22 protein-coding genes and 1 tRNA gene are annotated in these 24,906 nt (G+C 37.5%); 16 read left to right on the top strand and 7 right to left on the bottom strand.

Annotation, left to right across the window (positions count from 1 at the left end; all coding sequences use genetic code 11):
* Positions 1 to 39: 39 nt before the first annotated feature.
* Entirely contained in the window at positions 40 to 2,658 is a 2,619-nt protein-coding gene (locus OD757_RS03485) for a Lon protease family protein (RefSeq protein WP_009393549.1), read from the bottom strand.
* A 165-nt stretch (positions 2,659 to 2,823) separates the two neighbouring features.
* Here OD757_RS03485 and OD757_RS03480 point away from each other — a divergent pair, with 165 nt between their 5' ends.
* The 4 genes from OD757_RS03480 to rpmE all read left to right on the top strand — a co-directional run bounded on the left by OD757_RS03480 (position 2,824) and on the right by rpmE (position 6,937).
* The gene (locus OD757_RS03480) at positions 2,824 to 5,010 is read left to right on the top strand and encodes an AmpG family muropeptide MFS transporter (protein WP_009393541.1); all 2,187 of its coding nucleotides are present in this window, start codon (positions 2,824 to 2,826) and stop codon (positions 5,008 to 5,010) included.
* Between the two features lie 2 nt (positions 5,011 to 5,012).
* Positions 5,013 to 5,414 (top strand): lactoylglutathione lyase, encoded by a 402-nt coding sequence (gloA, locus tag OD757_RS03475; RefSeq protein WP_009393535.1) that lies wholly within the window; start codon positions 5,013 to 5,015, stop codon positions 5,412 to 5,414.
* Positions 5,415 to 5,547: 133 nt separating this feature from the next.
* Positions 5,548 to 6,519: a bile acid:sodium symporter family protein gene (locus OD757_RS03470; RefSeq protein ID WP_171058576.1), complete on the top strand. Its 972-nt coding sequence runs from the start codon at positions 5,548 to 5,550 to the stop codon at positions 6,517 to 6,519.
* A 193-nt stretch (positions 6,520 to 6,712) separates the two neighbouring features.
* Positions 6,713 to 6,937, top strand: coding sequence for a 50S ribosomal protein L31 (gene rpmE / locus OD757_RS03465; protein ID WP_003650476.1), 225 nt, complete (start codon positions 6,713 to 6,715; stop codon positions 6,935 to 6,937).
* A 63-nt stretch (positions 6,938 to 7,000) separates the two neighbouring features.
* On the opposite strand, the gene OD757_RS03460 is transcribed toward rpmE, so the two are convergent.
* From OD757_RS03460 to epmB, 3 genes are read right to left on the bottom strand one after another with little or no spacing between them, the layout of a single operon-like run.
* Complete coding sequence (locus OD757_RS03460; RefSeq protein WP_263030867.1) at positions 7,001 to 9,112, bottom strand: EAL domain-containing protein; 2,112 nt, start codon at positions 9,110 to 9,112, stop codon at positions 7,001 to 7,003.
* Positions 9,109 to 10,854, bottom strand: a complete 1,746-nt coding sequence (locus OD757_RS03455) for a hypothetical protein (RefSeq protein ID WP_009393472.1) — start codon at positions 10,852 to 10,854, stop codon at positions 9,109 to 9,111. Before OD757_RS03455 ends, OD757_RS03460 begins: the two co-directional genes overlap by 4 nt.
* Before the next feature lie 15 nt (positions 10,855 to 10,869).
* Entirely contained in the window at positions 10,870 to 11,886 is a 1,017-nt protein-coding gene (epmB, locus tag OD757_RS03450; RefSeq protein WP_009393625.1) for an EF-P beta-lysylation protein EpmB, read from the bottom strand.
* A gap of 73 nt (positions 11,887 to 11,959) precedes the next feature.
* On the opposite strand from epmB, the gene efp reads away from it, so the two are divergent.
* The 8 genes from efp (at position 11,960) to OD757_RS03405 (ending at position 17,898) form a co-directional block, all read left to right on the top strand.
* On the top strand, positions 11,960 to 12,529 hold the full coding sequence (gene efp / locus OD757_RS03445; RefSeq protein ID WP_004790907.1) for an elongation factor P: 570 nt from the start codon (positions 11,960 to 11,962) through the stop codon (positions 12,527 to 12,529).
* A gap of 165 nt (positions 12,530 to 12,694) precedes the next feature.
* Entirely contained in the window at positions 12,695 to 14,791 is a 2,097-nt protein-coding gene (locus OD757_RS03440) for a carbon starvation CstA family protein (protein ID WP_263030866.1), read from the top strand.
* 2 nt (positions 14,792 to 14,793) lie between these two features.
* Positions 14,794 to 15,096 carry a YbdD/YjiX family protein gene (locus tag OD757_RS03435; RefSeq protein WP_009393620.1) on the top strand — a complete coding sequence of 101 codons (303 nt, stop codon included), beginning with the start codon at positions 14,794 to 14,796 and terminating at the stop codon, positions 15,094 to 15,096.
* A 167-nt stretch (positions 15,097 to 15,263) separates the two neighbouring features.
* Positions 15,264 to 15,340 (top strand) — tRNA-Val (locus OD757_RS03430).
* Positions 15,341 to 15,722: 382 nt separating this feature from the next.
* Positions 15,723 to 15,938 (top strand): cold-shock protein, encoded by a 216-nt coding sequence (locus OD757_RS03425; protein WP_003650532.1) that lies wholly within the window; start codon positions 15,723 to 15,725, stop codon positions 15,936 to 15,938.
* Between the two features lie 105 nt (positions 15,939 to 16,043).
* Positions 16,044 to 16,271 (top strand): hypothetical protein, encoded by a 228-nt coding sequence (locus OD757_RS03420; protein WP_009386874.1) that lies wholly within the window; start codon positions 16,044 to 16,046, stop codon positions 16,269 to 16,271.
* A 69-nt stretch (positions 16,272 to 16,340) separates the two neighbouring features.
* The gene (locus OD757_RS03415) at positions 16,341 to 16,547 is read left to right on the top strand and encodes a hypothetical protein (RefSeq protein WP_263030865.1); all 207 of its coding nucleotides are present in this window, start codon (positions 16,341 to 16,343) and stop codon (positions 16,545 to 16,547) included.
* Between the two features lie 787 nt (positions 16,548 to 17,334).
* The gene (locus OD757_RS03405; protein ID WP_263030864.1) at positions 17,335 to 17,898 is read left to right on the top strand and encodes a TetR/AcrR family transcriptional regulator; all 564 of its coding nucleotides are present in this window, start codon (positions 17,335 to 17,337) and stop codon (positions 17,896 to 17,898) included.
* A gap of 35 nt (positions 17,899 to 17,933) precedes the next feature.
* Here OD757_RS03405 and OD757_RS03400 read toward each other — a convergent pair whose 3' ends face one another.
* Positions 17,934 to 18,800, bottom strand: a complete 867-nt coding sequence (locus OD757_RS03400) for a LysR family transcriptional regulator (protein WP_263030863.1) — start codon at positions 18,798 to 18,800, stop codon at positions 17,934 to 17,936.
* A 277-nt stretch (positions 18,801 to 19,077) separates the two neighbouring features.
* On the opposite strand from OD757_RS03400, the gene OD757_RS03395 reads away from it, so the two are divergent.
* The 4 genes from OD757_RS03395 to OD757_RS03380 all read left to right on the top strand — a co-directional run bounded on the left by OD757_RS03395 (position 19,078) and on the right by OD757_RS03380 (position 22,657).
* Positions 19,078 to 19,509, top strand: a complete 432-nt coding sequence (locus OD757_RS03395; protein ID WP_263030862.1) for a DoxX family protein — start codon at positions 19,078 to 19,080, stop codon at positions 19,507 to 19,509.
* Positions 19,510 to 19,540: 31 nt separating this feature from the next.
* Positions 19,541 to 20,455 (top strand): VOC family protein, encoded by a 915-nt coding sequence (locus OD757_RS03390; protein ID WP_263030861.1) that lies wholly within the window; start codon positions 19,541 to 19,543, stop codon positions 20,453 to 20,455.
* 109 nt (positions 20,456 to 20,564) lie between these two features.
* On the top strand, positions 20,565 to 22,025 hold the full coding sequence (locus OD757_RS03385; RefSeq protein ID WP_263030860.1) for an alginate export family protein: 1,461 nt from the start codon (positions 20,565 to 20,567) through the stop codon (positions 22,023 to 22,025).
* 17 nt (positions 22,026 to 22,042) lie between these two features.
* Positions 22,043 to 22,657, top strand: coding sequence for a M17 family peptidase N-terminal domain-containing protein (locus OD757_RS03380; RefSeq protein ID WP_263030859.1), 615 nt, complete (start codon positions 22,043 to 22,045; stop codon positions 22,655 to 22,657).
* A gap of 94 nt (positions 22,658 to 22,751) precedes the next feature.
* On the opposite strand, the gene OD757_RS03375 is transcribed toward OD757_RS03380, so the two are convergent.
* Together OD757_RS03375 and OD757_RS03370 are read right to left on the bottom strand one after the other, a co-directional pair.
* Positions 22,752 to 23,663 (bottom strand): ornithine cyclodeaminase family protein, encoded by a 912-nt coding sequence (locus tag OD757_RS03375; RefSeq protein ID WP_263030858.1) that lies wholly within the window; start codon positions 23,661 to 23,663, stop codon positions 22,752 to 22,754.
* A 112-nt stretch (positions 23,664 to 23,775) separates the two neighbouring features.
* Positions 23,776 to 24,744, bottom strand: a complete 969-nt coding sequence (locus OD757_RS03370; RefSeq protein ID WP_263030857.1) for a threo-3-hydroxy-L-aspartate ammonia-lyase — start codon at positions 24,742 to 24,744, stop codon at positions 23,776 to 23,778.
* Between the last annotated feature and the right edge of the window lie 162 nt (positions 24,745 to 24,906).

Genomic DNA, 24,906 nt, shown 5'->3' with positions numbered 1-24,906 from the left:
AAAAGTAAAAAAGGCCTGTATTTTACAGGCCTTTTTTTATTACTTCTGTTTTAATGTGGCAACTTCTTCTGCATTTTCTTGTGGCAGATCGTCAGCAGTAAGTTCTTCATGCTTTTTAATTTTCTTCTTATTTTTCTTTTTCTTCTTTGGCTCTTCTTCAATTTCAGCACCATCTTCAATGGCTTGCCAATATTCAAGTTGTTCCATTACTGCCGCATAAATTGAATTTTTACTGTATTTACCCTTCTTATCGAGTGTACCGACTGGACGAGCCATTAAAATTTCAAGTGCCTGATCGATCGTATCAATCGCATGGATATGGAATTGACCACTGCGAACAGCCTCAATAACATCCTGACGTAACATTAAATGCTGCATGTTTTGACGAGGAATAATAACACCTTGCTTACCAGTCAAACCTTGTAGCTTACATGCATCATAAAAGCCTTCAATTTTTGCATTTACACCACCAATTGGCTGAACTTGCCCTAACTGGTTCATAGAGCCGGTAATTGCCCATGATTGATCAATTGGTATCTGGCTAATCGCAGAAATCAACGCTGAAAGCTCAGCAACAGTTGCACTATCACCATCGACTTGACCATAGCTTTGTTCAAATGCAAGTGCAGCAGAGAAGTGCAAAATCTGTTGACGGCCAAAGTGAGCTTTCAAAAAGCTAGACATGAGCAACACGCCTTTCGCGTGAAGTGAACCACCAAGCTCTACACTACGTTCAATATCAAGAATATCACCGCCACCTTGATAAACAGAGGCTGTCAAACGTGAAGGCAGACCAAACTCAACATCTGCATAATGAATAACGGAGAGGGCATTGATCTGACCTAAACGGTATCCTGACGTTTCGATTAATTGTGTGCCACGTGAAAGATCTTGCCAATATAACTCTCTCAAATAGCCTAAGCGGTATTGTCGATGTTGTAGAGCTAGGTTGATATGCTGTTCAGTGACAATCTTATCATCGGCTTTAAACGCATGGTGATGCGCTTCCCGAATGAGGTCACCTAGAGTAGAGGCATGTAATGATAATGAGCTTTGATCTTCAGCTTGGCGGCTAGAATCAGTTAATAAAGCTGCTAAAGCGCTACGATCAAATGGTAATAATTTATCGGCTTGTACGTAGTCAGCAATCAACTGCATATAAGCCTGTTCGTTTGCTTCATTGCGTTGAAGCGTATCGGTAAAATCTGCACGAATTTTAAAGACACTACCAAGTTCCGGCTCAACCTCTAAAATTTCATAATAAATTTCAGGTTCAGCCATTAAGATCACTTTAATGTCGAGCGGAATTGCAGCAGGTTCAATCGAAATGCTACCTGTTAAAGTCAGCATATGTTCGAGTGACGATAATCTAAGCTGCCCAGATTTAAGTGCACGTTTTAAACCTTGCCAAGCATAGGGTTGTTCTAATAGCTGCTCAGCTTCAAGCATTAAAAAGCCACCATTGGCTTGATGCAATGAACCAGGACGAATCAAAGTGAAATCTGTGGTAATTGTGCCGTTATGGGTGAGCTGTTCAACGTGACCGAGTAAATTATAGTGTGTTGGAAAGTCTTCAAAAATAACAGGAGCACCGCTATTTGGTTTATTTGCAACAATGACATTGGCTTGATAACGTGCAGGAACACGATTGAACATTGAAGGAGCATAATCATCTTCTTCTTGTTCTAAAATCAGTTCTACATTATCAATAATATCTTGCGCATATTGTTTTAAGTAGTCTTCGAGTCCTTTAACCTGACCGTATTTATTTAAAATAAGATCCATTCTTGGCATAACGACTTGCGTTGCAATATCTCGATTTAACACAGACACTTTGTCACGTGCATCATCTTCTAAATCACCTAAATGTAGACCAAGGCGATCCAGCTTTTTATCCATATAGCGAATATTGGCCGCAATTTCAGCGCGTTGTTTACTATTTAACGCATCAATATCGTTTTGGGTAAGTTCTTGAACTTGATCATCTTTGACTTGTACTGGCACAAAACCATGTTTCTCATTACGGGAAATGAGTTTTAAGTCGAGTTCTTCACCTTCTTTGGTCAGTTCAACAAGTGCTTGCTGTTGTACATCACCTGTTTCCTGACGGATCCGTTCAATACGGTTATGATAAGTTTCTGCACTAAAACGGCGTTCAAGTTGTTTTAAAATAATTTGCCAAGTTTGTTCATGTGCTTGCTGAAACTTAGTCCCTTGACCTGCTGGGAAACGTAGGGCAATAGGTTGACGTGCTTGTTTGAAATTATAGACATACACCCAATCATCAGGCGTTGGCATTGTTTTGGCGTGCTGCTGTAACAAACGTTTGATCATGGTACGTTTGCCTAAACCAGCAGTTCCTACTGCAAAAATGTTATAGCCTGAGTAGGGCAACGAAATTCCTGCCTCTACAGATGCTTTGGCACGATCTTGACCTAAAAAGTTATTAAGAGGTTTGATGCGTTTGGTTGAAGCTGGAATTTTTTCAAAATCTGGGATATGTGTAAGTTGTTCGGGTTTTAAAACGGTCTTATCTAAGGTCATTTTTATATCAGGTTGCTCAAAAGCTGAAGGAAATGCATTTACTGTGACGTTTGTGGTGGTTGTTTTAGCGAGTGATAAAGTTGAAATAGTCACTTGATCAAGTTTTTGTGTCACTGTTGATATCCAGCAAAAGAAAACGAAGTTTGAAGCCTAAAGGTATACAGGTTTAGCATAAAATATCAAGCAAACTTGCGGTTTTTATCGCCAAAACAAAAATGTTTGCATAAAGAATCTTGAAAGCAATTGTAAGAAGGGTTTGAATAGGCACATTTACAATTTATGGAAAATAAAAAACGAATGACCACACAAGCTTCGGGTTGGGTCTCTGCTTTTAAAGCATTTTTAGATCGCCGTGCATTAATTATGCTGTTTCTTGGTTTTTCTGCCGGAATTCCAATTTTATTAATTTTCTCTAGTCTTTCTTTATGGCTTGGAGAGGCGGGTATTGATAAAAGTGCAGTCACTTTTTTTAGTTGGGCGGCTCTAGGTTACTCTTTTAAGTTTGTTTGGGCTCCTCTCATTGATGAGTTACCTGTACCTGTTTTAACCAAAATGTTAGGTCGAAGACGTGCTTGGTTGTTAATTGCACAGTGTTTGATTGTTCTTGCTATTTGTATCATGGCTTTTTCTGATCCTGCTTTAGGACAGAGTTATCTTGTTCAAATGGCAGTGGGTGCGGTGTTGCTTGGTTTTTCAGCAGCAACCCAAGATATTGTGATTGATGCCTACCGTATTGAATTAGCAGAAACAGAAATGCAAACAGTGTTGGCATCTACCTATAATGCTGGTTATCGAATCGGAATGATTGTGGCTGGAGCGGGGGCACTATTTCTAGCTGCATATTTGGGGACGGCTAAAGGTAATTACATTTACGAAGCTTGGAAAATGACTTATTTAACCATGGCAGCGGTTATGTTAGTCGGTATTGTAACGACTTTGCTCATTCGTGAACCTCAGGTAAATCGTGTTTATAAAAACTATAAGAGTAGTGATTACTACCGCTTGGTTTTCGTATTTTTTGTTGCCGTTATTTCATTTGTAGTCACCTATATTTATTCTGGACAGATAACAGAGGCAATTTCGCAAGCTGGAAATATAAAAGACAACGCGGCATTATTTGGTTTAGAAGCTTTAAGATTTTTAACGGCCACAGCTTGTGCCATTTTTGTGGGCTATTTACTGGTTAAATTTGGAGTAGTTAACCAACAAATGGCTAAAGAAACATGGATTGCACCAATTTTAGATTTCTTTAAACGTTATGGTGTCAAACTCGCATTAGTCTTATTACTTCTCATTGGTTTTTTCCGTATTTCAGACATTATTGCCGGTGTCATTTCCAATGTGTTTTACCAAGATCTGAATTTTAGTAAAGAAGAAATTGCCGAAGCAGTCAAAATCTATGGTGTTTTATTTAGCCTAGTTGGTGGGTTCTTAGGCGGTCTTTTAGCACAGCGCATAAACATTATGAAGCTTATGTTTGTGGGTGCAGTTTTGGCAAGTTCTACGAATTTAATTTTTATTGGTCTGGTAAAATCTGGTCAGCCATTAGATATGGTTGATGTAAAAGTTGGCGGTCAAAATTATCAAGTTAAACCAGATGAAGTGGGATTATGGAAATTAGAAGTTCCAAGTTCTGCTTTTAGTGGAACAAAACAAATTGAAGTAAAAGCTGCTTATGCTGCACAAACTAGTGTGCTACCTGTCATACGTACTCAGCCATTACTGACCACTGAATTAGCAAAATCACCTCTACAAATTTTACCTGTCATGGGCAATGATCAGGTTTCACTTAAAGAGGGGGAGGGAAGTGTTGTGGTTCGAGGCCAATACTTTGGGCAAGCTTTAACTCCTGCACAAAAAATCATAATTAGTCTTGATGGACAAAATTTTGATGCAAAAATGTCTGATCAAAAAGGTGTTTTCAGTGCAACCATTGATGCGAAAAAATTAGTGGCATCGAAGAGTAAAGAGCTTGATGTAGCTGTAATAGAGGGCGAACAGAAAATACTTTCTGCAACTCATCCTTATGCGGTTAGCTCAAATCTAAAAGCGACAAGTGAATTAGATGTGAATATTGAGCCGCTCCCTTATATTGATCCACTCTCTGGTCAATCTGTTGAAATCAGCGGTAAGGTGATTAAACCATATAGTTCTTTATGGCTTTATTTTGCCATTATTGTCGACAACTTAGCTTCTGGCTTAGCTGGCGCAGCATTTATTGCATTCCTTTCAAGTTTAACAAGTGTTTCATTTACAGCTGTTCAATATGCGATCTTTAGTTCACTCATGACGCTCACACCAAAACTTTTGGGTGGATATTCAGGTACCATAGTGAGTAATATTGGTTATCCAAAGTTCTTTTTGATGACCACTCTTATTGGTATTCCAATCTTAATTTTAGTGGTTTGGGTTGGAAAACTTTTAAAAGATCATCAAACTCATGAATCAGAAAAGGCAGGTGAATAAACATGCGAATGCTTCATACAATGTTGCGAGTAGGCAATTTAGAACAATCTTTAAAGTTCTATACCGAAGTATTAGGAATGAAGTTACTTCGTAAGCGCGATTATGAAGAAGGGCGCTTTACACTGGCATTTGTTGGTTATGGTGATGAAGAAACCAATACTGTGCTTGAACTTACCCATAACTGGGATACATCAAGTTATGAGTTAGGCAATGCCTATGGTCATATTGCTATTGGTGTTGATGATGCCTATAAAGCGTGTGAAGAGATTAAAGCACGTGGCGGTAAAGTGGTGCGTGAAGCGGGTCCAATGAAAGGTGGTGTTACCGTGATCGCATTTGTTGAAGATCCAGATGGTTATAAAGTCGAATTGATTCAACAAGATGCTAATGCGACAAATAACTAAAAATTGACTATGACGCTTTAAGATTTAGGTCTTAAAAGTCTAGCTTTATTTTTTTAGCCCAGTATGATGAATGCTTGACCAAATGGTCAATTTATCAACTGGGTTTTTTATTTATCTAAAATAATCATAGGATGTGGCTATGTTGAAGTTATTGGCACTTGATCGATTTACAATTTTGTTAGTTGGAATGGTACTACTAGCAACATTTTTTCCAGTCAGTGGTCAAGCAGCGCAATATTTCAATACACTGACTACTGTCGCGATTGCAATTTTATTCTTTTTACATGGTGCGAAGCTGTCTCGTGAGGCAGTAATTGAAGGCATTTTGCATTGGAAAATGCATTTACTTGTCTTCGCATTTACTTTTTTTGTTTTCCCCGTGATTGGTTTGTTAGCTAAACCGATTCTGTTACCTCTATTAGGTCAGCAGCTATATTGGGGTTTTTTGTTTATGTGCTTTTTACCCTCTACGGTTCAATCTTCTATTGCATTTACATCAGTTGCAAAAGGGAATGTGGCTGGAGCGGTCTGTAGCGCATCTTTTTCAAACTTGATTGGTATGTTTATTACACCAGTGTTGGTCAGCTTTTTTATTTTAGGCCAAAGCCAACATGGGTTTGACCCGACTGCTTCAATTATACAAATTACATTGTTGCTATTAGTGCCATTTATTTTAGGGCAAATATTACGTCCTTATATTTTTCCCTACATGGCAAAAGTTCCAAGTATTGTTAAGGCATTCGATCAAGGCTCAATTTTGATGGTGGTGTATGGAGCTTTCAGTGGGGCAGTGGTCGCAGGGCTTTGGCATCAGGTGAGCTGGAAAACCTTACTCATTCTAACAGTTGCTTGTTCAGTTCTATTAACCATCATTATGCTATTAGCACTGTATCTGCCTCGTGCTTTAGGATTTAACCGCGCAGATCAAGTCACGGTTTTCTTTTGTAGTTCAAAAAAGACATTGGCAAGTGGCGTGCCAATGGCGCAAATTTTATTTATTGGCCAGCCTTTAGGCATGATTGTGTTACCTATTATGATCTTTCATCAAATCCAATTAATGGTTTGCGGGGTAATTGCAAATTACTGGGCTAAATCTAAAGATTAATTCGCAAAAATAAATTATTTGACGTATAATGTTGTCCACTTGTTGTGCTTAGCTCTAACCCTAGAGGTTTCGGTGGGCCAAAAGAATGGTCTGTTGTGGTGTTGATCTGCTCATTTTGAGCTTTCCTCGATTTACATTGAGAGTGATCAATTGCGATGACAGCTTAAGCCTTTCTAATTAGGAGTAATCGACGATGCGCGCCGATATTCACCCAAAATATGCAACATTAGTAGCAACTTGTTCTTGCGGTAACGTAATCGAAACTCGTTCTGCTTTAGGTAAAGACACTATCTACCTTGACGTATGTTCAGCTTGCCACCCATTCTACACTGGTAAGCAAAAGAATGTAGACACTGGTGGTCGTATCGACAAATTCAAACAACGTTTTTCTGGTATGTCTCGCTCTATCAAGCGTTAATACTGCAAAACGAAACAAAAAACGGGCTTTATGCCCGTTTTTTGTTTATGAACAACAAGACCATTATTGGTCTTGTACGTCTGTTAATCGATCAAGTCTTTTCTGGAAATAACGACCTTGTAAGAAACGTGCTTCCACATTCCAAGCGTTAGCAAATAAGTTCATATCATTAAGATCAGCAAGTAAAATCCCTACAGGTTTTACAGCCAGATAGTTCAAAATCTTTTCTTGTAGTTGCGCTAACCCATCTTCTGAGTTTAATAGCTCTGTCTTCTTCAATTGCAATTTTAAATATTGAACATCAAGCTGTTGCAATATCGATTCGCTATAAAGTGAAGAGGTGAAATCTCGAATTGAAATTTCCGCACCGTGTTGACGTAGGCGGGTTATGTGTTGCTGAACAATTGAAAGATGTGGCTGAATCGCCTGCTCTGAAAATTGCAAAATCAACGGGCTTTCTTGCTTACTCCCAATAATAGTGAGTAATTTCGAAATGAGCTCAGGGAATGTTTTATCTTTGAGTAAGATATCAATATTCAAGTTAATAATGAGTTTAGCTTTCGGGTACTGCGTAATGAAATTATGTAGTTGCTTGCAAGCCTCTACCAAAACCCAACGGTCTAATTGAATTGAAAGTTCACTATCATCTCTTAATGCAGCTAAATCGTTTAAATCATGCCATTGTTCATCTGCAATAAAGCCACTAGTTACTTCATAGTTATGAGTGTCTTGATCATGCTTATCATAAATCTGCTGATATTTTAAATGAATTTCACCCCGAGCTAGCTGTTGCTTTAACTGCTGCAATAGCGATGATTGCACAGGAGCATCGACATGTTGAAGGGTAAGATCAAGCGAGATAGATGAGTTGGTCGGTTCAGAAGAAATAATATCGATGGTTGGTACTAACTCAATTTCTGATTTCGCCTTAGGTAGCTCTTGCTGATTCGTTTGATCAAGAAGCTCTGCAAAGCTAGCTTCATTTAAAGGTTCACTAATTTCAGCATAACTGAGTTTGAATTGTACTGAGTAATTAAGCTCATCAATCGTTAATAAATGCTCTTTTTGCAAACTTTGCAGACTAGCCAATTGGGAGTTAAGGACTGTACTGTTTTCGGCTTGCAAAACCCCAAGATATGCCCCAAGTTCAAGATTAAAAATCGGCATTTGCGTTTGTTCTTTCAGGAAACTTTGCAGCTGATTAAAATATTGTGCAGGCGTTTGCCAATCGAGTTGAAATACACGTTCTGGGCACTGACTTAATCTAAATAAAACCAATGCATTCGCTTGAGCAGGGTGGGTTGATAGCTGTCGATTAATCTGTTGCCAAGGCGTAACGGATCCGTAACCCTTTTCAGAAAAAACTGTATTTGCAGGTGCTTGTAAATCCAGTTGATAGTCAATGGTTAACTGTACGGCATCTTCTTCCTGACTTGGAATAAATTCAAGTTTTAAAGCATTATTGCCTGAAATGGCCGCATGTTGACTCTGGATTTCAAAACGTGCCTGATCAAATTGACCTAATGAAATTTTCTTAAATCTTTGTTTAAAAATATTTAAATCATTGGGTTGTAACACATCTAAAATAGGCAGGCCAATAATCTCTTCTTCTTGTTTAAAGCCAAAAAGGTTGAGATATTCTGTGTTTGCCTTAACGTGCATACCTTCTTGAAAAAGGGCAACTGCTTTATGACTGTTATTGACCAATGTTTGTGTATGAGAATGAATAGTCTCTAGTTCATTGGTCAGACGTTGTTCGGTCTGCAATAAGTGGCTATACGACAAGGTCCGAATAAGCGTGATATAAAAATAATCTAGTGGTTCTAATGGAACTACATCATAAATACCTTTATGAATGTACGCTTGATATTGCTGAGGTTGATAATCTTCAGGTTGCAATAATAAAACAGGTAAATGTGGCTGCTCAGATGCTTGAATAAGGGAGAGGGTTTGTTCAATTTTTAGGTCATAAGCACGACCAAAAATAATAGCATCCCAAGGCGTATTTAACTGTTTTTCGAAACTTTTTAGATCATCAAGTAGTAAAGCGTGGACTTGATAATTATTCCCCAATAATAAATTTAAAATCTGGTTATAACGTAGCTGGTTGTCATCAATAATGAGTAAACGTGTTTCAGTACGTTTTAACTTTTTAGATAATAAAGAGTTTCTCACTTTAGTGCTTCCCATAAATCTTGACTGCTAGAGTTGCTATTCTTTTTCATCATGAATTGATCAAGCAGATTTTGTTGCTGCTCATTCAGAAGTTCGAAATGAAATTGAATAAAACTTTGAGTAATGAGTTGTGCTTTGAGTAGATACACTTTGATTTCTTCTGTCCCCAATCGTAAATGAATTGTTTGTTGCTCTCTAAAAATTTGTGACCCCGGTAAAATTAGTGTGTTTTGTATTTCTTCTAGGTTTTGTGTTTGTAGTAATAGTGCAGGATGATAATTACGCGTATGACGCTCGGCTTGAATATGCACTGCACAAGGGAACATGGCCTGTGACAAAATCTCTAGACCTAACTCTAATGATTTTTCTGTCGACTGCTTAATCCAGCGGATTACGCCACCACGCCATTGTCCATGCAGGGTTTCTTTAACTAAAATATATTCACCGGTTCTTAGATTTTTCGGTGCTTCCCCAGACCATTTAATACGATATCCATTGACACTAATATCAAGAACAGTCGTTTGATAAATAGTTTTAGTTTCACGACTTAAGCGTTGATAGGATGTCGTTTGTTGTTCTTTTTTCTCTAAATTGGATAGGACTTTAGACTCACTTTGTAAGTTGTAGTTATTATTAAGATGTAAGGTTTCTTCAAAGTTTTTTGCTTTTGAAAGATAGAAGTGGGCCGTGCTTAAACCGAAACAAATTTGTAGCTCTGCATTATATTCATAACGCTCATGACGACGTTGAGCGGTCGTACCTAAAATTGTTTGAACATGAAATTTTAAAGCAGGGCTTAAATAAAACTTTTCATTCTTGGAAATATATTGTGCATTTTTATGCATGGTTGCAGTGACATGCTCAAGTAAAGCCTGTGTGCCTATAAAAATGCTTGGGCTAAAGTTAGAGCTACGTTTGGTGTTATAAACCGGCGGATGGTCTTTATTTGGGTCGACCACATATTTTGTTAAAGCTGTATCTTTTGGCAAGATATGAATCATTCTTGCCCAGTCAAAACTACATTGAAATAAAGCCTGAATTTCTGACTGACGAATCTGGTTCGTATTTAAAATATCGAGCAAAATTAGCTGTGCATATGCTTGAGTAATATTTGCTAGGGGATGATGTACACCCTGAATGTGGTTAATATTTACCAGATGATATTTATGTTGAACTGCGGTTTCGTAGAGTTGATGCGCAATTAACCATTGCCCTTTAACCGGTTCACTATAGAGCATATGCTGCTGATATAAGAGACTGGTTAATTGTTGTAGGGCATGGAAAGTTGATAGAGTACGTGCCGTTTGTAAATTCTTTTTTTGTCTATAGGCAAATAAAGAAAACTTTTGATGCTGTAATTGCTCATGGCTATTTTGCGCAATATTTAAATAAATACTGGCGAAATAGCAACGCAGCAACATCGCTAACTCAATAATATGTTCATTACGGTCTGTACTAATAACACCTTGGTTAAAAAAGTTTTTTTCTAGACTTGAAAGAACATTATTAATGGTGGGGTGAAGCGTTTGAATGAGATCAAAACGTAAGGTTTCACTACATTTTAATTCATTGAGCTCTAAAATAGCGGTGAATAATGCTTTTGAGGTATCGCCGAGTTGCATAATAGAAAGGGTAGTGACCCATTCATTAAGATCTTTAATATTGGCTTCACAAAAGCTTAACCGCTCACGAGTGAGTTCGGTTTGATTGTGAAAAATGTCCGACAGTGCATTATTCATCATCACTTATTATATAACTCAAAATGTTGTAGCCCCAAAAAGCGGTGTTTTATTCTTTTCGCCCGCAATTTCCCTGACGAGTTTAGGAACCAAATACCCCGGTAGGTTCGCTAACACATCACGATATATATCATCTATCTCAGATGATTCTAAATCAAAATGTTGTGCACCTTTTACTTTATCTAAAACATGTAAGTAATAAGGCATAACGCGAGCTTCAAATAAACGATAACTTAAATCAATTAATGTTTGTGCAGAATCATTCACACCTTTAAGCAATACTGCCTGATTCAGTACAGTAATGTGCTCGGCAGATAACTGCAACAATTTTGAACAGGTAAAGTCATCGAGTTCAGAAGCGTGATTTGAGTGTACCACCAGAATAATACGCAGCCTACTGTTTTTTAATAAAGAAATCAGCTCTTCGTCGATCCGGTTTGGAATCACAATTGGAACCCGTGAATGAATTCTCAGAATCTTAATTTGTTTGAGAGATGATAAACGTTCTAGCCAAAGTGCTAATTTACGATTAGAAAGCGTAAGGGGGTCTCCACCACTCAAAATGATTTCATTAATGTGCGGGTTCGCTTCGATATAATTTTTAATATTTAGCCAATCTTCATTTTTTGGCAAATTTTCTTGATAGGGAAAATGACGACGGAAGCAATAACGGCAATGTACGGCACAGGCACCGGTCAAAGTCAGTAAAAAGCGCGATTTATATTTATGTAATACACCGGGTAATTGATTTGCTGCTTCTTCGCCTAATGGGTCAGTGACAAATTCAGGATGTTCTTCAAGTTCTAAATGATGAGGTAAAACTTGTAGCAAAAGCGGGTCAAAAGGGTTTTGTGTGTTCATTTTTCCGACGAACGCACGAGGAACACGTAATTTAAACTGTTCAGAAGCCAGAATCGCACCCGATAATAGCTGCTCTGAGGATAACTCGAGTAGGCTTAGCAATTCAGAAGGATCAGTAATAAGGTCACTCAGTTGTGATTGCCAGTTTTGCTCTTGGTATAAATAGTTTATCATTTGACACGATTAAGATAATGCAACAACGCATTATATCGCATAGTTGACTTGTTAAGTTTGGAGTGTGCCTTTCATGGCCTATTATTCTACAAATGATTTTAAAGCAGGCCTTAAGGTTATGCTTGATGGTAACCCATGTTCAATCATGGAAAACGAATATGTAAAACCAGGTAAAGGTCAAGCGTTCAACCGTGTAAAACTACGTAACCTTAAAACCGGTAAAGTATTAGAAAAAACTTTCAAATCAGGTGACTCTTTAGAAGCTGCTGATATTGTTGAAGTTGAAATGGAATACCTATACAACGATGGTGAAATGTGGAATTTCATGGATCCTGTATCTTTTGAGCAAATCGCTGCAGACAAAACTGCAATGGGCGATGCTGCAAAATGGTTAAAAGACGATTCAAATGAAAAATGTACGATTATGTTGTTCAACGGCGTACCTTTAACTGTAAACCCACCGAACTTCGTTGTATTAAAAATTGTTGAAACTGATCCGGGCGTACGTGGTGATACATCTGGCGGTGGCGGTAAACCTGCTAAGCTTGAAACAGGTGCGGTTGTTCGTGTTCCGTTATTTGTTCAGCAAGAAGAAAGCGTTCGTGTAGATACTCGTACTGGCGATTATTTAGAGCGTGCATAATAGTTAAAAAATAAACTATTATCGAAGGGATGATGTCAATCATCCCTTTTTTTATGCGAAAGTATAAGAGGAAAAAAACGAAAGGAGGAGTACAGTCACAAGGATTTGATAGGAACAGTACATAACAATATAAAAATGCTGTAGTTATTTATTGAGAGGTTAAGAATGGACACAATGCAAGCGAAATCTACGCTTCCCTCCAAGCTGGTCTGGAGCCTAGTGGCAATTATAGGTGCGATTTCTTTTGGGATGCTGGCACTCAGTCGTGGTGAACATGTCAATGCGGTTTGGCTTGTACTCGCTGCAGCATGTGTATATAGCATCGCATATCGATTTTATAGTCTATTTATTGCAACTAAAGTATTTGAATTAAACCCAAGACGTTTAACCCCAGCACATCGTTTAGCCGATGGTCTGGATTATGTACCCACCAATAAATATGTACTTTTTGGTCACCACTTTGCTGCAATTGCCGGAGCGGGGCCATTAGTCGGGCCAATTTTAGCGGCACAAATGGGTTTTTTACCGGGGACAATCTGGCTACTGGTTGGTGTGGTTGTCGCGGGGGCAGTACAAGACTTTTTAGTTTTATTTATTTCAACGCGCCGAGACGGTCGGTCGCTTGGTGAAATGGCAAAACAGGAATTAGGTTCTTTTGCCGGAATCGTTGTAATGCTTGGTGCACTTGGGGTAATGATTATTATCCTTGCAGTATTGGCTTTAGTTGTGGTTAAAGCACTTGCCCATAGCCCATGGGGTGTTTTTACAATTGCAGCCACTATTCCAATTGCATTATTTATGGGCGTCTATATGCGATTTATTCGCCCAGGACGTATTGCTGAAGTTTCTATTATTGGCTTCGTGTTAATGATGCTTGCGATTGTCTATGGTGGACATGTTGCAGCAGATCCTTACTGGGGTGAATTTTTCACTTTAACGGGAACACAGCTCACTTGGTGTTTAATCATTTATGGTTTTATTGCCTCAGTATTGCCAGTCTGGTTACTGTTAGCACCACGTGATTACCTATCAACTTTCCTTAAAATTGGTGTCATTCTCGGTTTAGCAGTCGGTATTATCATTGCTTTACCTGAATTGAAAATGCCAGCAGTGACCCACTTTATTGATGGTACTGGTCCTGTTTTCTCAGGAAGTTTATTTCCATTCCTATTTATTACCATTGCCTGTGGTGCGATTTCTGGTTTCCATGCGCTTGTATCCAGTGGTACAACACCAAAACTTATTGATAACGAAGCTGATATTCGTGTGATTGGTTATGGCGGCATGCTCATGGAATCTTTCGTCGGTATTATGGCGATGATCTGTGCAACTGTCTTAGACCCAGGCGTGTACTTTGCAATTAATGCACCTGCGGCTGTACTTGGTACGACTGTAGAAACTGCGGCAGAAGCTGTTCGTAATTTAGGTTTTGTGGTTACTCCTGAAATGTTGACGGTGTTGGCACAGGAAGTCGGAGAATCTTCGATTTTATCGCGTACAGGTGGAGCACCTACCTTTGCGATTGGTATGGCACACATCATTTCGGAAATTTTCAATAGCCGTTCAATGATGGCGTTCTGGTATCACTTTGCTATTTTGTTTGAAGCGTTATTCATTTTAACTGCTGTAGATGCGGGTACACGTGCTTGTCGTTTCATGGTGCAAGACACAGTGGGTATTGTTATTCCTGCGGTTAAATCTTCTGGTTCATTCTTGGGTAACTTAGTGGGTACTGCGGTTGCAGTGGGTGGATGGGGTTTCTTCGTCTATCAAGGTGTGATTGATCCACTCGGTGGTGTCAATTCACTCTGGCCTTTATTTGGTGTTGGTAACCAGATGCTGGCTTCAATGGCACTCATTTTGGGTACAGTCATTTTGTTTAAAATGAAAAAAGAAAAATATGTATGGGTAACAATCGTCCCAACAATTTTCTTATTCGTGACTTGTATGACTGCGGGTTGGCAAAAGATTTTCCACGAAAATCCAAAGATTGGATTCTTGGCGCAAGCAAATAGATTTTCAGATGCGATTGCTCGTGGGGAAATATTAAAACCAGCCAAAACTATTGCTGAGATGCAAAACATTGTGATGTCGAATCAGATTAATGCTGCGCTTTGTGGCTTCTTTATGATTGTATCGATTGTCATGATTATTGCTTCAATTGGTATTGTGCGCCGTGCTTTAGCAAGTCGGACACCGACTGTAAACGAAGCGCCTGCGGTATATGCCGATCCTAAAGTGGTTACCACTCGAGGAGAGTAAAGATGAATTTTAAATTTGCAAAAAATGGAACTGTCATTATTGCGAAAATCATCAAAATGACGGTGCTCTCGCAAAAAGAGCTGTTGTTGTCTCCAAAGAACTGGTCACGCATTGCAACACTGTGGCAGCGTTTGCAGCAAAGCTTTCGACTCATGGTTGGTGTGCCAGATTACCAAACTTATTTGGAACACATGAAAGCGCATCATCCTGATTTAACACCAATGGATGCAAAGACTTTCTATCGTTATTGTGTCGATGCGCGTTATCCAACAGCAGGCGGCACTTTAAAGAAATGTCCTTGTTAAGTTGAGCTTGATATTCAGCTAAACAAAACGGTATGTGGTTAAACCATGTACCGTTTTTCTTTTTTAGAAAATGAAAAAAGTTTGCTTAAAGTCTGCTCATTTGTATTTTTTTCAATTGAAAATCACTTGTTTTGCTTTTGAAAAATGAATATGATGCTTTCCATTCTAGGTGTATAGCTCAGTTGGTTAGAGCGCTACGTTGACATCGTAGAGGTCTCCAGTTCGAGTCTGGATATACCTACCAAGATTTATAAAGACTTATAAGCAATTTAATAGCTTATAGGTCTTTTTTTATGCCTGTTCATCTCATTATCTATAAAGATAAGCGAAGGGATACGCCAAAAGAATGCTCGCATTGAGCACACCCCCTTATAAACACTTAAGAACCAGAACAACACCTTTTTTATAAATAAAATAAATATATATATTAGAAAACTTGATTAATTTTATTTTTCATATATAATGAATATAACTAGAAAAAGTCATGTTTGGTAAAAACTTCTCTAAGTACCGCAGTATTAGTCATAATTCTTCGTTTTTTTTAGATTTTCAGCTCCATTCTTTATTATTTCGATGTTATAGCTAACCAATAAAATGGTTTAAATTTTAAAAAAATAGGATTTATTATGTCTAATTCAAATATCATGAAAGGTACTGTTAAGTGGTTTAACGAAGCTAAAGGTTTCGGTTTTATCCAACCAGAATCAGGACCAGACGTTTTTGCTCATTTTAGCGAAATCGCTAACTCAGGTTTCAGAACGCTTGCTGAAGGTCAACGTGTTGAATTCAGTGTTGCACAAGGCCAAAAAGGCCCAAATGCTGTAAATATTGTTGCTCTATAAATAATTATAAGCATGAATAAATAAAAGCACTGATGAGTGCTTTTATTTTCAAATTAATTTTAAAGTTGTTTTAAGATTATAAATAAATTTAATTTAGGATATAAATTGTTAAAAATAAATGATTTAATTGCAAAATCTAAAAATGGTACAGAAATTTTAGTGTCTTTAATTCCTCTAAATAGAATACAAAATACACGTGATGGTTTTAAAACTGTTGAAGTTGGTAAGAGAGTTCTCCTTTCTTCTGGAGTGGAAGTTGATTTAAATTTAGATGGGCGTACATTTTATGCCTCTATAAATCAACTATTTAAATTAGATTATAGAGTTAGTTAAAAACTCAATTTGTTATTGGATATTTAGGTAGATCCATTATTTCTGCCATAATTTTATTAGGATATTAGAATGCTTAAACAAGATATTAGTGTTAAAGACCAGTTTGGAACTAAATATGTCATTCAGGCAACAGTAGATCATCATTTTGCGAATACTCAATGTTTTTCAAATTTAAAATACATTACAGTTGAAGGCGAAGACATACGTCCGAGTTTTGAAATGTGTTTTCAAAGTACTTCAACTGGTAAAATTTTTAAAATTGATAAGTTAAATTAATTTATCAACATAGGAGCTTTAATGCGGCAGGATAGAGTTCTTCTGAAAAATAGAAAACCGTCATCGCGTTAGGGCACATTGCAAATACTCAGTTGAACAATAGCTTTAATAATAAAGTGCAGGTGGTGAAAGCCACACTAGCGCATTTTTACTTTCCAAAACCCCTATACCTCTAAAAATTCCCCACCTTTATAAACCCCAATTTAACAATAACTTATTGATTATTTAACCTTGCTTTTTAATGATCTATTTTAAAGCAAATGTCATTTTGTGTGCTTGACTGCAACAGTGTTGGGAACTATCCTTTGCCTGCTGGCCTACATTGCCAGCCGGCTTTGACAGGCTGAATAATAACTCCCGCATCAGAGCTTTTCCTTCTGAGGAATAGTTTTGTGTGTGGTGGACCACTCGTTCCCTCCCGTAGCGGTAGGACGGGAGAGGGACACCTTCGGGTGTGCTAGTTTGAGTTATTGCTAGTCTGTCAACCTTCTTCCGTTCTGCCACCATAATTTTAATGTCTGGCAGAACTCCCAATAAAAAGGAGTTGGCTTTGGACATTCTTAATTTCTTGGCAGCCTTTGCCGAAAGCTATAACGACACAACTTAAAAATTAAAGCAGCTTGATAGCCAAAAGGTTCTCAGGCTTTAAGTCATTACTGCTCAAAAAATTTGCATCCACAATAAAACTTGAGATGTGCCAAGCACAGTCTTTACGGCTTTGCTATGCCTTTTTTCTCCCAAAAAAGTATCTCTTTTAGAAACAACAAGAATTTATAACGGTAAAACTATGCCAAATTTAGTTCTCTCTTCACGTGCTATCCAAGCTATAAATAAGTCAATTGATCTGTTCCATCATCACGGGTTTCATACGGTTGGGGTCAATAGAATTATTAAAGAATGTGAAATGCCCAAAGCGACTTTTTATAATTACTTTCACTCAAAAGAGCGGTTGATTGATATCTGCTTAACCGTGCAAAAAGAGCGCCTAAAACAAAAAGTGATTTCAATTACTGAGCACATCCACTACCCAAGCGCGATTGATAAACTCAAAGCGTTTTATTACTTACATACAAATTTAGAGGGTCTTTACTATTTGTTATTTAAAGCCATTTTTGAAACGAAACTAGGCTATCCAAAAGCCTATCAAACCGCGGTTAGATATAGAACGTGGCTCATCAATGAAATTTATAGCCAACTCATAAAAATAAAAAACGATGCTTCGTTTCATGATGCCAAGCTATTTTTATATATGATTGAAGGCACAATTATTCAGCTTTTAAGCTCGGAGATGGCAATCGAGCGGGAAAAGGTACTGGATTGTTTTTTGGTGGGGTTGGTTTGTGGCGAATGAAAATAAATAACTCTATGAGATCGAAAAGTCCTAATCTATAAAGGTTCAGTAATAGACTGAAAATGCTGCTTTAATGAGTCTAAGAAAAGCTGAACCTTTTTTGGAATTTTTGATCCATAGGGTGTGGTTGCATAAAAATGAACCGTTGATGAAAAGATGTCCTGTGAGCAATTAATAATAATGCCTGCATCTTCATATCTTTTTGCTAAAAAATCGGGAATAAATAAAAGACTTTGGTTCTTTTGGCAAAAATCTAAAAGAATTTCTATATTATTGCAAATGAGTTGAGGGATTGAATCAATAAAATTATTTTTTAAATCCGATCTTGAATATAGTGATATATTATATTTTCTTAATTCTTCTATATTTTTAGGTTTTCCATATTTATTTAAAAATGCAGTCGTTGCATAAAAATTTCTTTTATAAGTCTCTAGTAAAAAGATATCTTGCTCTTTAATTTCTTCATCAATTTTTAAAATAATATCAAATTTATTTTCATTAATATCTATTGAATTTTCTGAAAATAAAAGATCAATTTCGATGTTAGGGTATTGAATTAAAAAATTGGAAATAATCTCTGAAAAGCATGTTTGTACAAAAGCATGAGGAACACTAATTTTTAATATACCTTCAGGATACTTTTGATCGTAGATGAAGTCATTGGCTGCTAAATCTAATTCTTTAACAATGACTTTGCAGCGTTGATAGAACTTTTCTCCCGAACGGGTAAGGTCCATCTTTCTGGTATTACGCGTAAACAATGATGTACTAAATAGACTTTCTAAATAAAAGATTCTTTTAGAAACTTGATCTCTAGTAATACCTAATTTTCTAGAGGCATTACTAAAATTTCCATTTTCTACGACACTAATGAAAGTATTAATACAGTCTAGTTTATCCATTAAATTTTGAAAGGCTAAATTGGCGTGTCGCTAAACTATATTATGATGTTCTACTTATCAATCATTGTATCTTTTAGGGATACAGTTTGTATTTAAATGAATATCTAGTAGTTTACAGTTATTTTTGATTTTATATAGTCTGCTAATTAATTTGTTTGGTGAGTTATATAAATAATCATTTTAAATATCTAAATTAAAATCATATTTCTTGAAAATATTAATATTTTTATAACTTTATAGGGTTGTTAAAAAATCGAAATACCAATGAGGTAAATAGATGAGTGATTTAATTAATAATAATCCTGTGTGGATAAAAAAGATCTTATCAATTCATGGATTGCTGCCACTTCTTCGACTTGCATTAGTTTCAGCCTATTTAGTCGGTGGAATTAATAAATTAATCGGATTTCATATGGCGATTGAGGAGCAGGCGAGTTTTGGTTTACAGCCTGCTTGGCTCTGGGCATCTACAGCAATTTTGATTGAAATTGTGGGTTCGCTCTTGGTTATTTTTAATCGTTTTGTCTGGTTAGGAGCTGGGGCTTTAGGCTGTCTAACCGCAATAGCGATGCTGGTCGCCAACGATTTTTGGAATCACACAGGTCCAGCATTTTTTAGCACCTTTAATAGTTTCTTTGAACACCTCGGTCTCATTGCCGCTCTAGTAATGGTCACCATTCTTTCTAATCAACAAACAAAGTCACAATAAGTTGTAGTACTCAATTCTTACAGGAGTCTTTATGCGTAAATCATTATCAGCCTTGCTTTTAAGCACAATGCTAGTGGGCACAAATGTTGCCATTGTTCCTCAAGTTTTAGCCAAAACAACAACCAGTGTAAAAAGTGAAGCGCCCGGTGTAGCTCCTCAATACGATACAACGCATGTGTATGTTAACCCCGAAGACGTCGATAAATTTACTGACAGCTTAGTCGCGACTTTTGGCGGGACTAAATCTAAACAGGGCGTTTTTCAGGTGACACCAACACCAAGCCAAACCATTTCCCAGCTTGTATTGACTCCGGTAGGAACACTGTCTGTATTTGGTTTTAAAACTCCCATTCCACATCCTTTTGGTTTAGAAAGAACAGGCTATTTAGTCAAAGACATGGATGCGGCAGTACAGGCTGCCAAAGCAAACGGCGCAGATGTGATTGTTGATGCATTTCCTGACCCAATCGGGCGTGATGCAGTCATTCAATGGCCGGGTGGCGTAAATATGCAGCTGTATTGGCACACCACTAAACCGAGCTATAACAAACTAGAAACTGTGCCAGAAAATCGTATTTATATTTCAAAACAAAGCGCTGATTCATTCGTTAAAAAGTTCGTTAATTTCTCACACGGCAAAGTGGTTTCAGATAATCCAAAAGCAGCTGGTGTAGAGATTGGACGCCCAAATGAAACGTATAGACGTATTCGCGTTGAATCTGATTTTGGCAAAATGACAGTATTGGTTATTGATGGTCATCTTCCATATCCATATGGGCACGATATGACGGGTTATGAAGTCAAAAATTTATCAGAGACTTTAGATAAAGCGACAAAAGCGGGTGTGACAGTCTTGGTGAATACCTATAAATCAGAGGGTCGTGAGGCGGCAATGGTACAGTTCCCGGGTGGTTATATTGCCGAAATTCATGCTGCTACAAAGTAATTTATTGTCTTAATGATTGTTCGAAATCAATGCTCATATGGCCTAAGGGCGGTGTGAGCGTAAAAGACGAAGTCTCTGCAATGACCTGTTTATTACCGTGGATAATTATATGGCCCAGCCTATTTCTAATGATAGAAAATATCGCACTAAGACCTCAGAAAATTATCTCAAAATTATAAAAATGAGTTTCTTGCTTACGAGGAGTTTATTTCTTTATGAATTTGCTCATGCAGAAAATGAAGCTTCAAATATAAATGCATGTCCAACTCGTCCAAAAATTTCAACCAATCGTTGGCAAGAAAATTGGGATGTTTTAAAAAACTCGTGTGTACCAAAGAAAATAGGCGATGATTTCAAATATATACCCTTTGGCAATAATAATTATTTGTCATTGGGTGCAAATATTCGTGAGCGTTTTGAAGTCAATAATAATGCGAGATTTGGTAGCGGAAATAATCAAGCCGATCGCTATTTAATTCAAAGATTACAAGTTCATGCAGATGCACGTATTGGCGATCATTTACAATTATTTACTCAGCTCAGTGATGCACGAGCGTTTGATAAAAAGAATATTAGTAGTACCGACCAGAATAGACTTGATGTAGAGCAAGCTTTTATTGCTTGGGTGAGTCCTTTCAACAATGGAACTTTTAAGTTTAGAGTGGGCCGTCAAGAGATGGCTTTTGACTTACAACGCTTTATTTCAAATCGCGAGGGGCCAAACGTTAGGCAAGCCTTTGATGGCATTTGGTCGGGTTATGAATATGATGATTGGAGAGTTTTAGGCTATCTCACCAGACCTGTTCAAATTGAAAAAGATTCAACTTTTAATGACCACTCGAAACGTAATTTAAGTTTTAGCGGTTTTCGCGTAGATAAACAAAATGTGTGGGGAGGTGAGTTGTCTGGTTATTACTCACGTTATGAACGTGATAATGCATCTTTTACAAGCGTTAAGGGGAATGAAATTCGAGACTTATATGACCTTCGCCATATGGGTAAAAAGAATAATATCGATTGGGATGTTGAAGGTATGTTTCAACATGGAAGGATTGGTGGACAAACTATTCAGGCATGGGGACTCAGTAGCATTACAGGATACACCTTTGCTGAGCAAGCTTGGGCACCGCGTTTAGGCGTCCAGTTTGATATAGCCACGGGCGATAAAAACACTAATGATAATGAGCTCAATACCTTTAATCAGCTCTTTGCAAACGGCTCATACTTTACTTTGGCAGGGTATAGTGGCTACAGCAATATTATTCATATCAAACCATCTCTGACACTTAAGCCTTCGGATAAACTTACTCTGTTAAGTGCCTTAGGTTTTCAATGGCGTGAAACCACCAATGATGCAGTTTATTTCCAAGGTAATAACAGCATGGCAAACACAGCAGAGCAAGGTTCAAGCTGGACAGGGACATATATTCAACTGAGAGCAGATCAAAAAATAAATGCTAACTTGTCTGTTGCTGCTGAAGGAGTGCACTTTGAAGTCGGAGATACAGTTAAGAGAGCAGGTGGTAAAGATGCAAACTATTTAGGCCTTGAGCTTAAATATGGATGGTAAAAATAGAAGAGAAAAATATGAGCACAGATTTAAAGCAAACAAAAATTGGAAGTTACCAAAATCTAGACATCGAACTCGTGACTTGGGACTGTGCTTCGGCCGAGGTTGAACTTTCCTGTGCTTGTATTTTTGAACATGAAATGAATAACCGTTCTTTTTCGGGCGGTTTGGCACATTTAGATGAAGCTCTAAATGGAAGGCTAAATGAAATACGAAAAAATAACTGGTTCAGCGCGAAATTGAATGATGTTCTTTTAATAAATCAAACTCCATCAAGCATACAAGCCTCTAATGTTTTACTTATCGGGATAGGGGCTCCAGAAGATTTCACGATAGAAAGAATCGAGACTGCGATAAAAACTGCTGTAAAAACAGCGCATCAACTGGAACTACAAAGTGTGGCATTTGCGCCGAGTATTTTAGATACAGGTCTGAATCCTCCCGCTGGTTTAAATGAACTGATGCTAAGAAGTTTAAAAGAAGAATTAGACAAACATCATCAGCTTCATTTGCAAAATTTAGTCAAAAAATCTGAAATTGAAAGATGGATTTTTGATTCAGGTTTTCAAAATTATGAGGCAAAGGCCGAGCAATATATAGCGTCTTTTGCCAAAATTTTTACTCAAGATTAATTCTGATTTTAAGAGAGAATTCGCTAAGCGTTATAAAAAGAAAGATGTTTTAATTTAACTGCATCAGCCTGAATGATGCAGTTAAATGTAAAGATTAAGAAATTTCTAAAATTTTTTGAGCGATATATAAATCTTGTATAGATAACCCTGAACTATCATAAATTGTGATTTGTTCCTGAGACTGCCTTCCTTGAGCATTTGCTAAAAGCACATCACCGATATTTATTAAAATTGCAGACTCGGGCGCGTGTTGGAATTCACCAATGACTTTAGACTGGCTATTCAGATCACAAAATAAACCACTATGTTCAAATAACTCTGGCGGAAGCTCTTGTTTGCCTTGTTTATCCGAACCCATAGATGAAATATGCGTGCCAGCTTTTACCCATTCTGCTTTAAAAAGAGGAATGTGGGAGGAGGTTGCGGTCACAATAATATCAGCCTGTCCACAAGCTTCTTTTGCATCAGTAATTTTAATTTCAATCTCTAATTGCTTTAGAGCTTCTGCCATTTTTTCAGCTTTACTTGAGTTGCGTCCAACTATCAAAATCTGCTCGAAATTTCTAATTTTTGTTAAAGCCTCGCATTCATATTTAGCCTGATTTCCAGTACCAAATATGGCTAATACTTTTGAATCTTTTCTTGCCAGTACGTGAGTCGCAACTGCATTAGACGCTGCTGTACGGAATGCGTTGACTTTGCCTGCTTCAATGGCTGCTGTCATTTTTCCGTTGGCCTGATTAAATAATAAAATGAGTGCGTTATGCCGCGGCAAACCATTTTTAGGATTATCTTCCCAAAAAGAACCAACTTTAAGACCAGCTAAGTGCTGAGTCGCCGATGATTTAACACTAAATGTATTTTTGCTATCGGACGCATGACCATGAACTACAGGAAAACTTTGAGTGTCTGTTTGAGTTGCAGCGATTAAAGCTTGGTAAATGGCGTCATAAGCCAGTTCATGATTGATGAGAGCAGAAGATTCAGACTCAGAAAGAAATCTCATCACATCTCCAAAAGTTTATTTAAATTAAGACGCGAACAGGTCGAGAGACGAGTAGTATGTAATGGCTATCTATAACGCATTAATTGGCATCATAGATAGATAGCGACTTTTATTAAGCAGATAAAAATTCTACATATTTAGAAATATCGACATTGCCACCGCTAATAATGATGCCTATACGTTTGCCTTTTAACTCATGCTTTAAATTACGCGCAGCAGCAAATCCGAGACATCCTGTCGGTTCAACGACCATCTTCATTCTTTCAGCAAAGAACTTCATACAGCTAATCAGGTCTTCATCTTCTACTGTCAAAATGTTATCCACTTTTTGTTGAATAATAGGAAAAGTGAGTTTGCCTAAATATTGAGTTTGAGCACCATCAGCAATGGTTTGCGGCGTATCAATATGAACAATTTCTCCTTTTCTAAATGACATTTGTCCATCATTTCCTAAAGCAGGTTCAACACCATATATTTTACAGTTAGGCGAGAGCTGGCGAGCAGAAAGGGCAGAACCTGCCAATAAACCACCACCACCTAAACATACAAACAGATAATCTAAGTCACCCACTTCTTCAAATAACTCTTTTGCAGCCGTTCCTTGTCCAGCAATTACATGAGGATGGTCATAAGATGGAATGAGTGTCAGGCCATTTTTTTCAGCTATTTCTTTTCCAATTTTTTCCCGATCTTCTGTATAGCGGTCAAATTCAACAATATCTGCGCCGTATTCTCGTGTTGCTGCCATTTTTGCAGCAGGAGCATCTTGGGGCATAACGATTATGGCTGGAATACCAAGAGTTTTTGCTGACAGTGCAATCGCTTGTGCGTGGTTTCCCGAAGAGAAAGCAACCACACCAGCTTTTTTTTGAGCATCATTGAATTGCAAAAGTGCATTCATTGCACCACGAAATTTGAAAGCGCCAACACGCTGGAAATTCTCACATTTAAAGAATACTTCTGCTTCAAATTCATTGTTCACAGTACGTGAAGTTAAAACAGGAGTCTTATTTGCAAAACCTTTTATACGTTCAGCAGCGGCTGCCACATCTTCATAAGTAGGAAGGGTTAAATTTTTCATAATTAAACCTAATTTTATTCAATATTTTTGGATGCAAGATTTACTATTGCTTAAGCAACGCACAATGTATTGACCTTATTTAGATAAAATATATAGTTTTAGATAAAATGTCTAATTTTATTTTCTAATGTGATAACAATGAGATATAAGATTTTGATTTAC

Origin of the sequence: Acinetobacter sp. AYS6 (assembly GCF_025630795.1) — a bacterium.
Classification (GTDB): domain Bacteria; phylum Pseudomonadota; class Gammaproteobacteria; order Pseudomonadales; family Moraxellaceae; genus Acinetobacter.
The sequence above is the reverse complement of the archived record's forward strand: the minus strand, read 5'-3'. Positions and strand labels throughout refer to the sequence as shown.

Excerpts from the sequence above, each read along its gene's own strand:
- OD757_RS03480 (WP_009393541.1), top strand. The coding sequence starts at position 2,824 with ATGGAAAATAAAAAACGAATGACCACACAAGCTTCGGGTTGGGTCTCT.
- gloA (WP_009393535.1), top strand. The coding sequence starts at position 5,013 with ATGCGAATGCTTCATACAATGTTGCGAGTAGGCAATTTAGAACAATCT.
- rpmE (WP_003650476.1), top strand. The coding sequence starts at position 6,713 with ATGCGCGCCGATATTCACCCAAAATATGCAACATTAGTAGCAACTTGT.
- OD757_RS03455 (WP_009393472.1), bottom strand. The coding sequence starts at position 10,854 with ATGATGAATAATGCACTGTCGGACATTTTTCACAATCAAACCGAACTC.
- epmB (WP_009393625.1), bottom strand. The coding sequence starts at position 11,886 with ATGATAAACTATTTATACCAAGAGCAAAACTGGCAATCACAACTGAGT.
- efp (WP_004790907.1), top strand. The coding sequence starts at position 11,960 with ATGGCCTATTATTCTACAAATGATTTTAAAGCAGGCCTTAAGGTTATG.
- OD757_RS03440 (WP_263030866.1), top strand. The coding sequence starts at position 12,695 with ATGGACACAATGCAAGCGAAATCTACGCTTCCCTCCAAGCTGGTCTGG.
- OD757_RS03435 (WP_009393620.1), top strand. The coding sequence starts at position 14,794 with ATGAATTTTAAATTTGCAAAAAATGGAACTGTCATTATTGCGAAAATC.
- OD757_RS03425 (WP_003650532.1), top strand. The coding sequence starts at position 15,723 with ATGTCTAATTCAAATATCATGAAAGGTACTGTTAAGTGGTTTAACGAA.
- OD757_RS03415 (WP_263030865.1), top strand. The coding sequence starts at position 16,341 with ATGCTTAAACAAGATATTAGTGTTAAAGACCAGTTTGGAACTAAATAT.
- OD757_RS03405 (WP_263030864.1), top strand. The coding sequence starts at position 17,335 with ATGCCAAATTTAGTTCTCTCTTCACGTGCTATCCAAGCTATAAATAAG.
- OD757_RS03400 (WP_263030863.1), bottom strand. The coding sequence starts at position 18,800 with ATGGATAAACTAGACTGTATTAATACTTTCATTAGTGTCGTAGAAAAT.
- OD757_RS03395 (WP_263030862.1), top strand. The coding sequence starts at position 19,078 with ATGAGTGATTTAATTAATAATAATCCTGTGTGGATAAAAAAGATCTTA.
- OD757_RS03390 (WP_263030861.1), top strand. The coding sequence starts at position 19,541 with ATGCGTAAATCATTATCAGCCTTGCTTTTAAGCACAATGCTAGTGGGC.
- OD757_RS03385 (WP_263030860.1), top strand. The coding sequence starts at position 20,565 with ATGGCCCAGCCTATTTCTAATGATAGAAAATATCGCACTAAGACCTCA.
- OD757_RS03380 (WP_263030859.1), top strand. The coding sequence starts at position 22,043 with ATGAGCACAGATTTAAAGCAAACAAAAATTGGAAGTTACCAAAATCTA.
- OD757_RS03375 (WP_263030858.1), bottom strand. The coding sequence starts at position 23,663 with ATGAGATTTCTTTCTGAGTCTGAATCTTCTGCTCTCATCAATCATGAA.
- OD757_RS03370 (WP_263030857.1), bottom strand. The coding sequence starts at position 24,744 with ATGAAAAATTTAACCCTTCCTACTTATGAAGATGTGGCAGCCGCTGCT.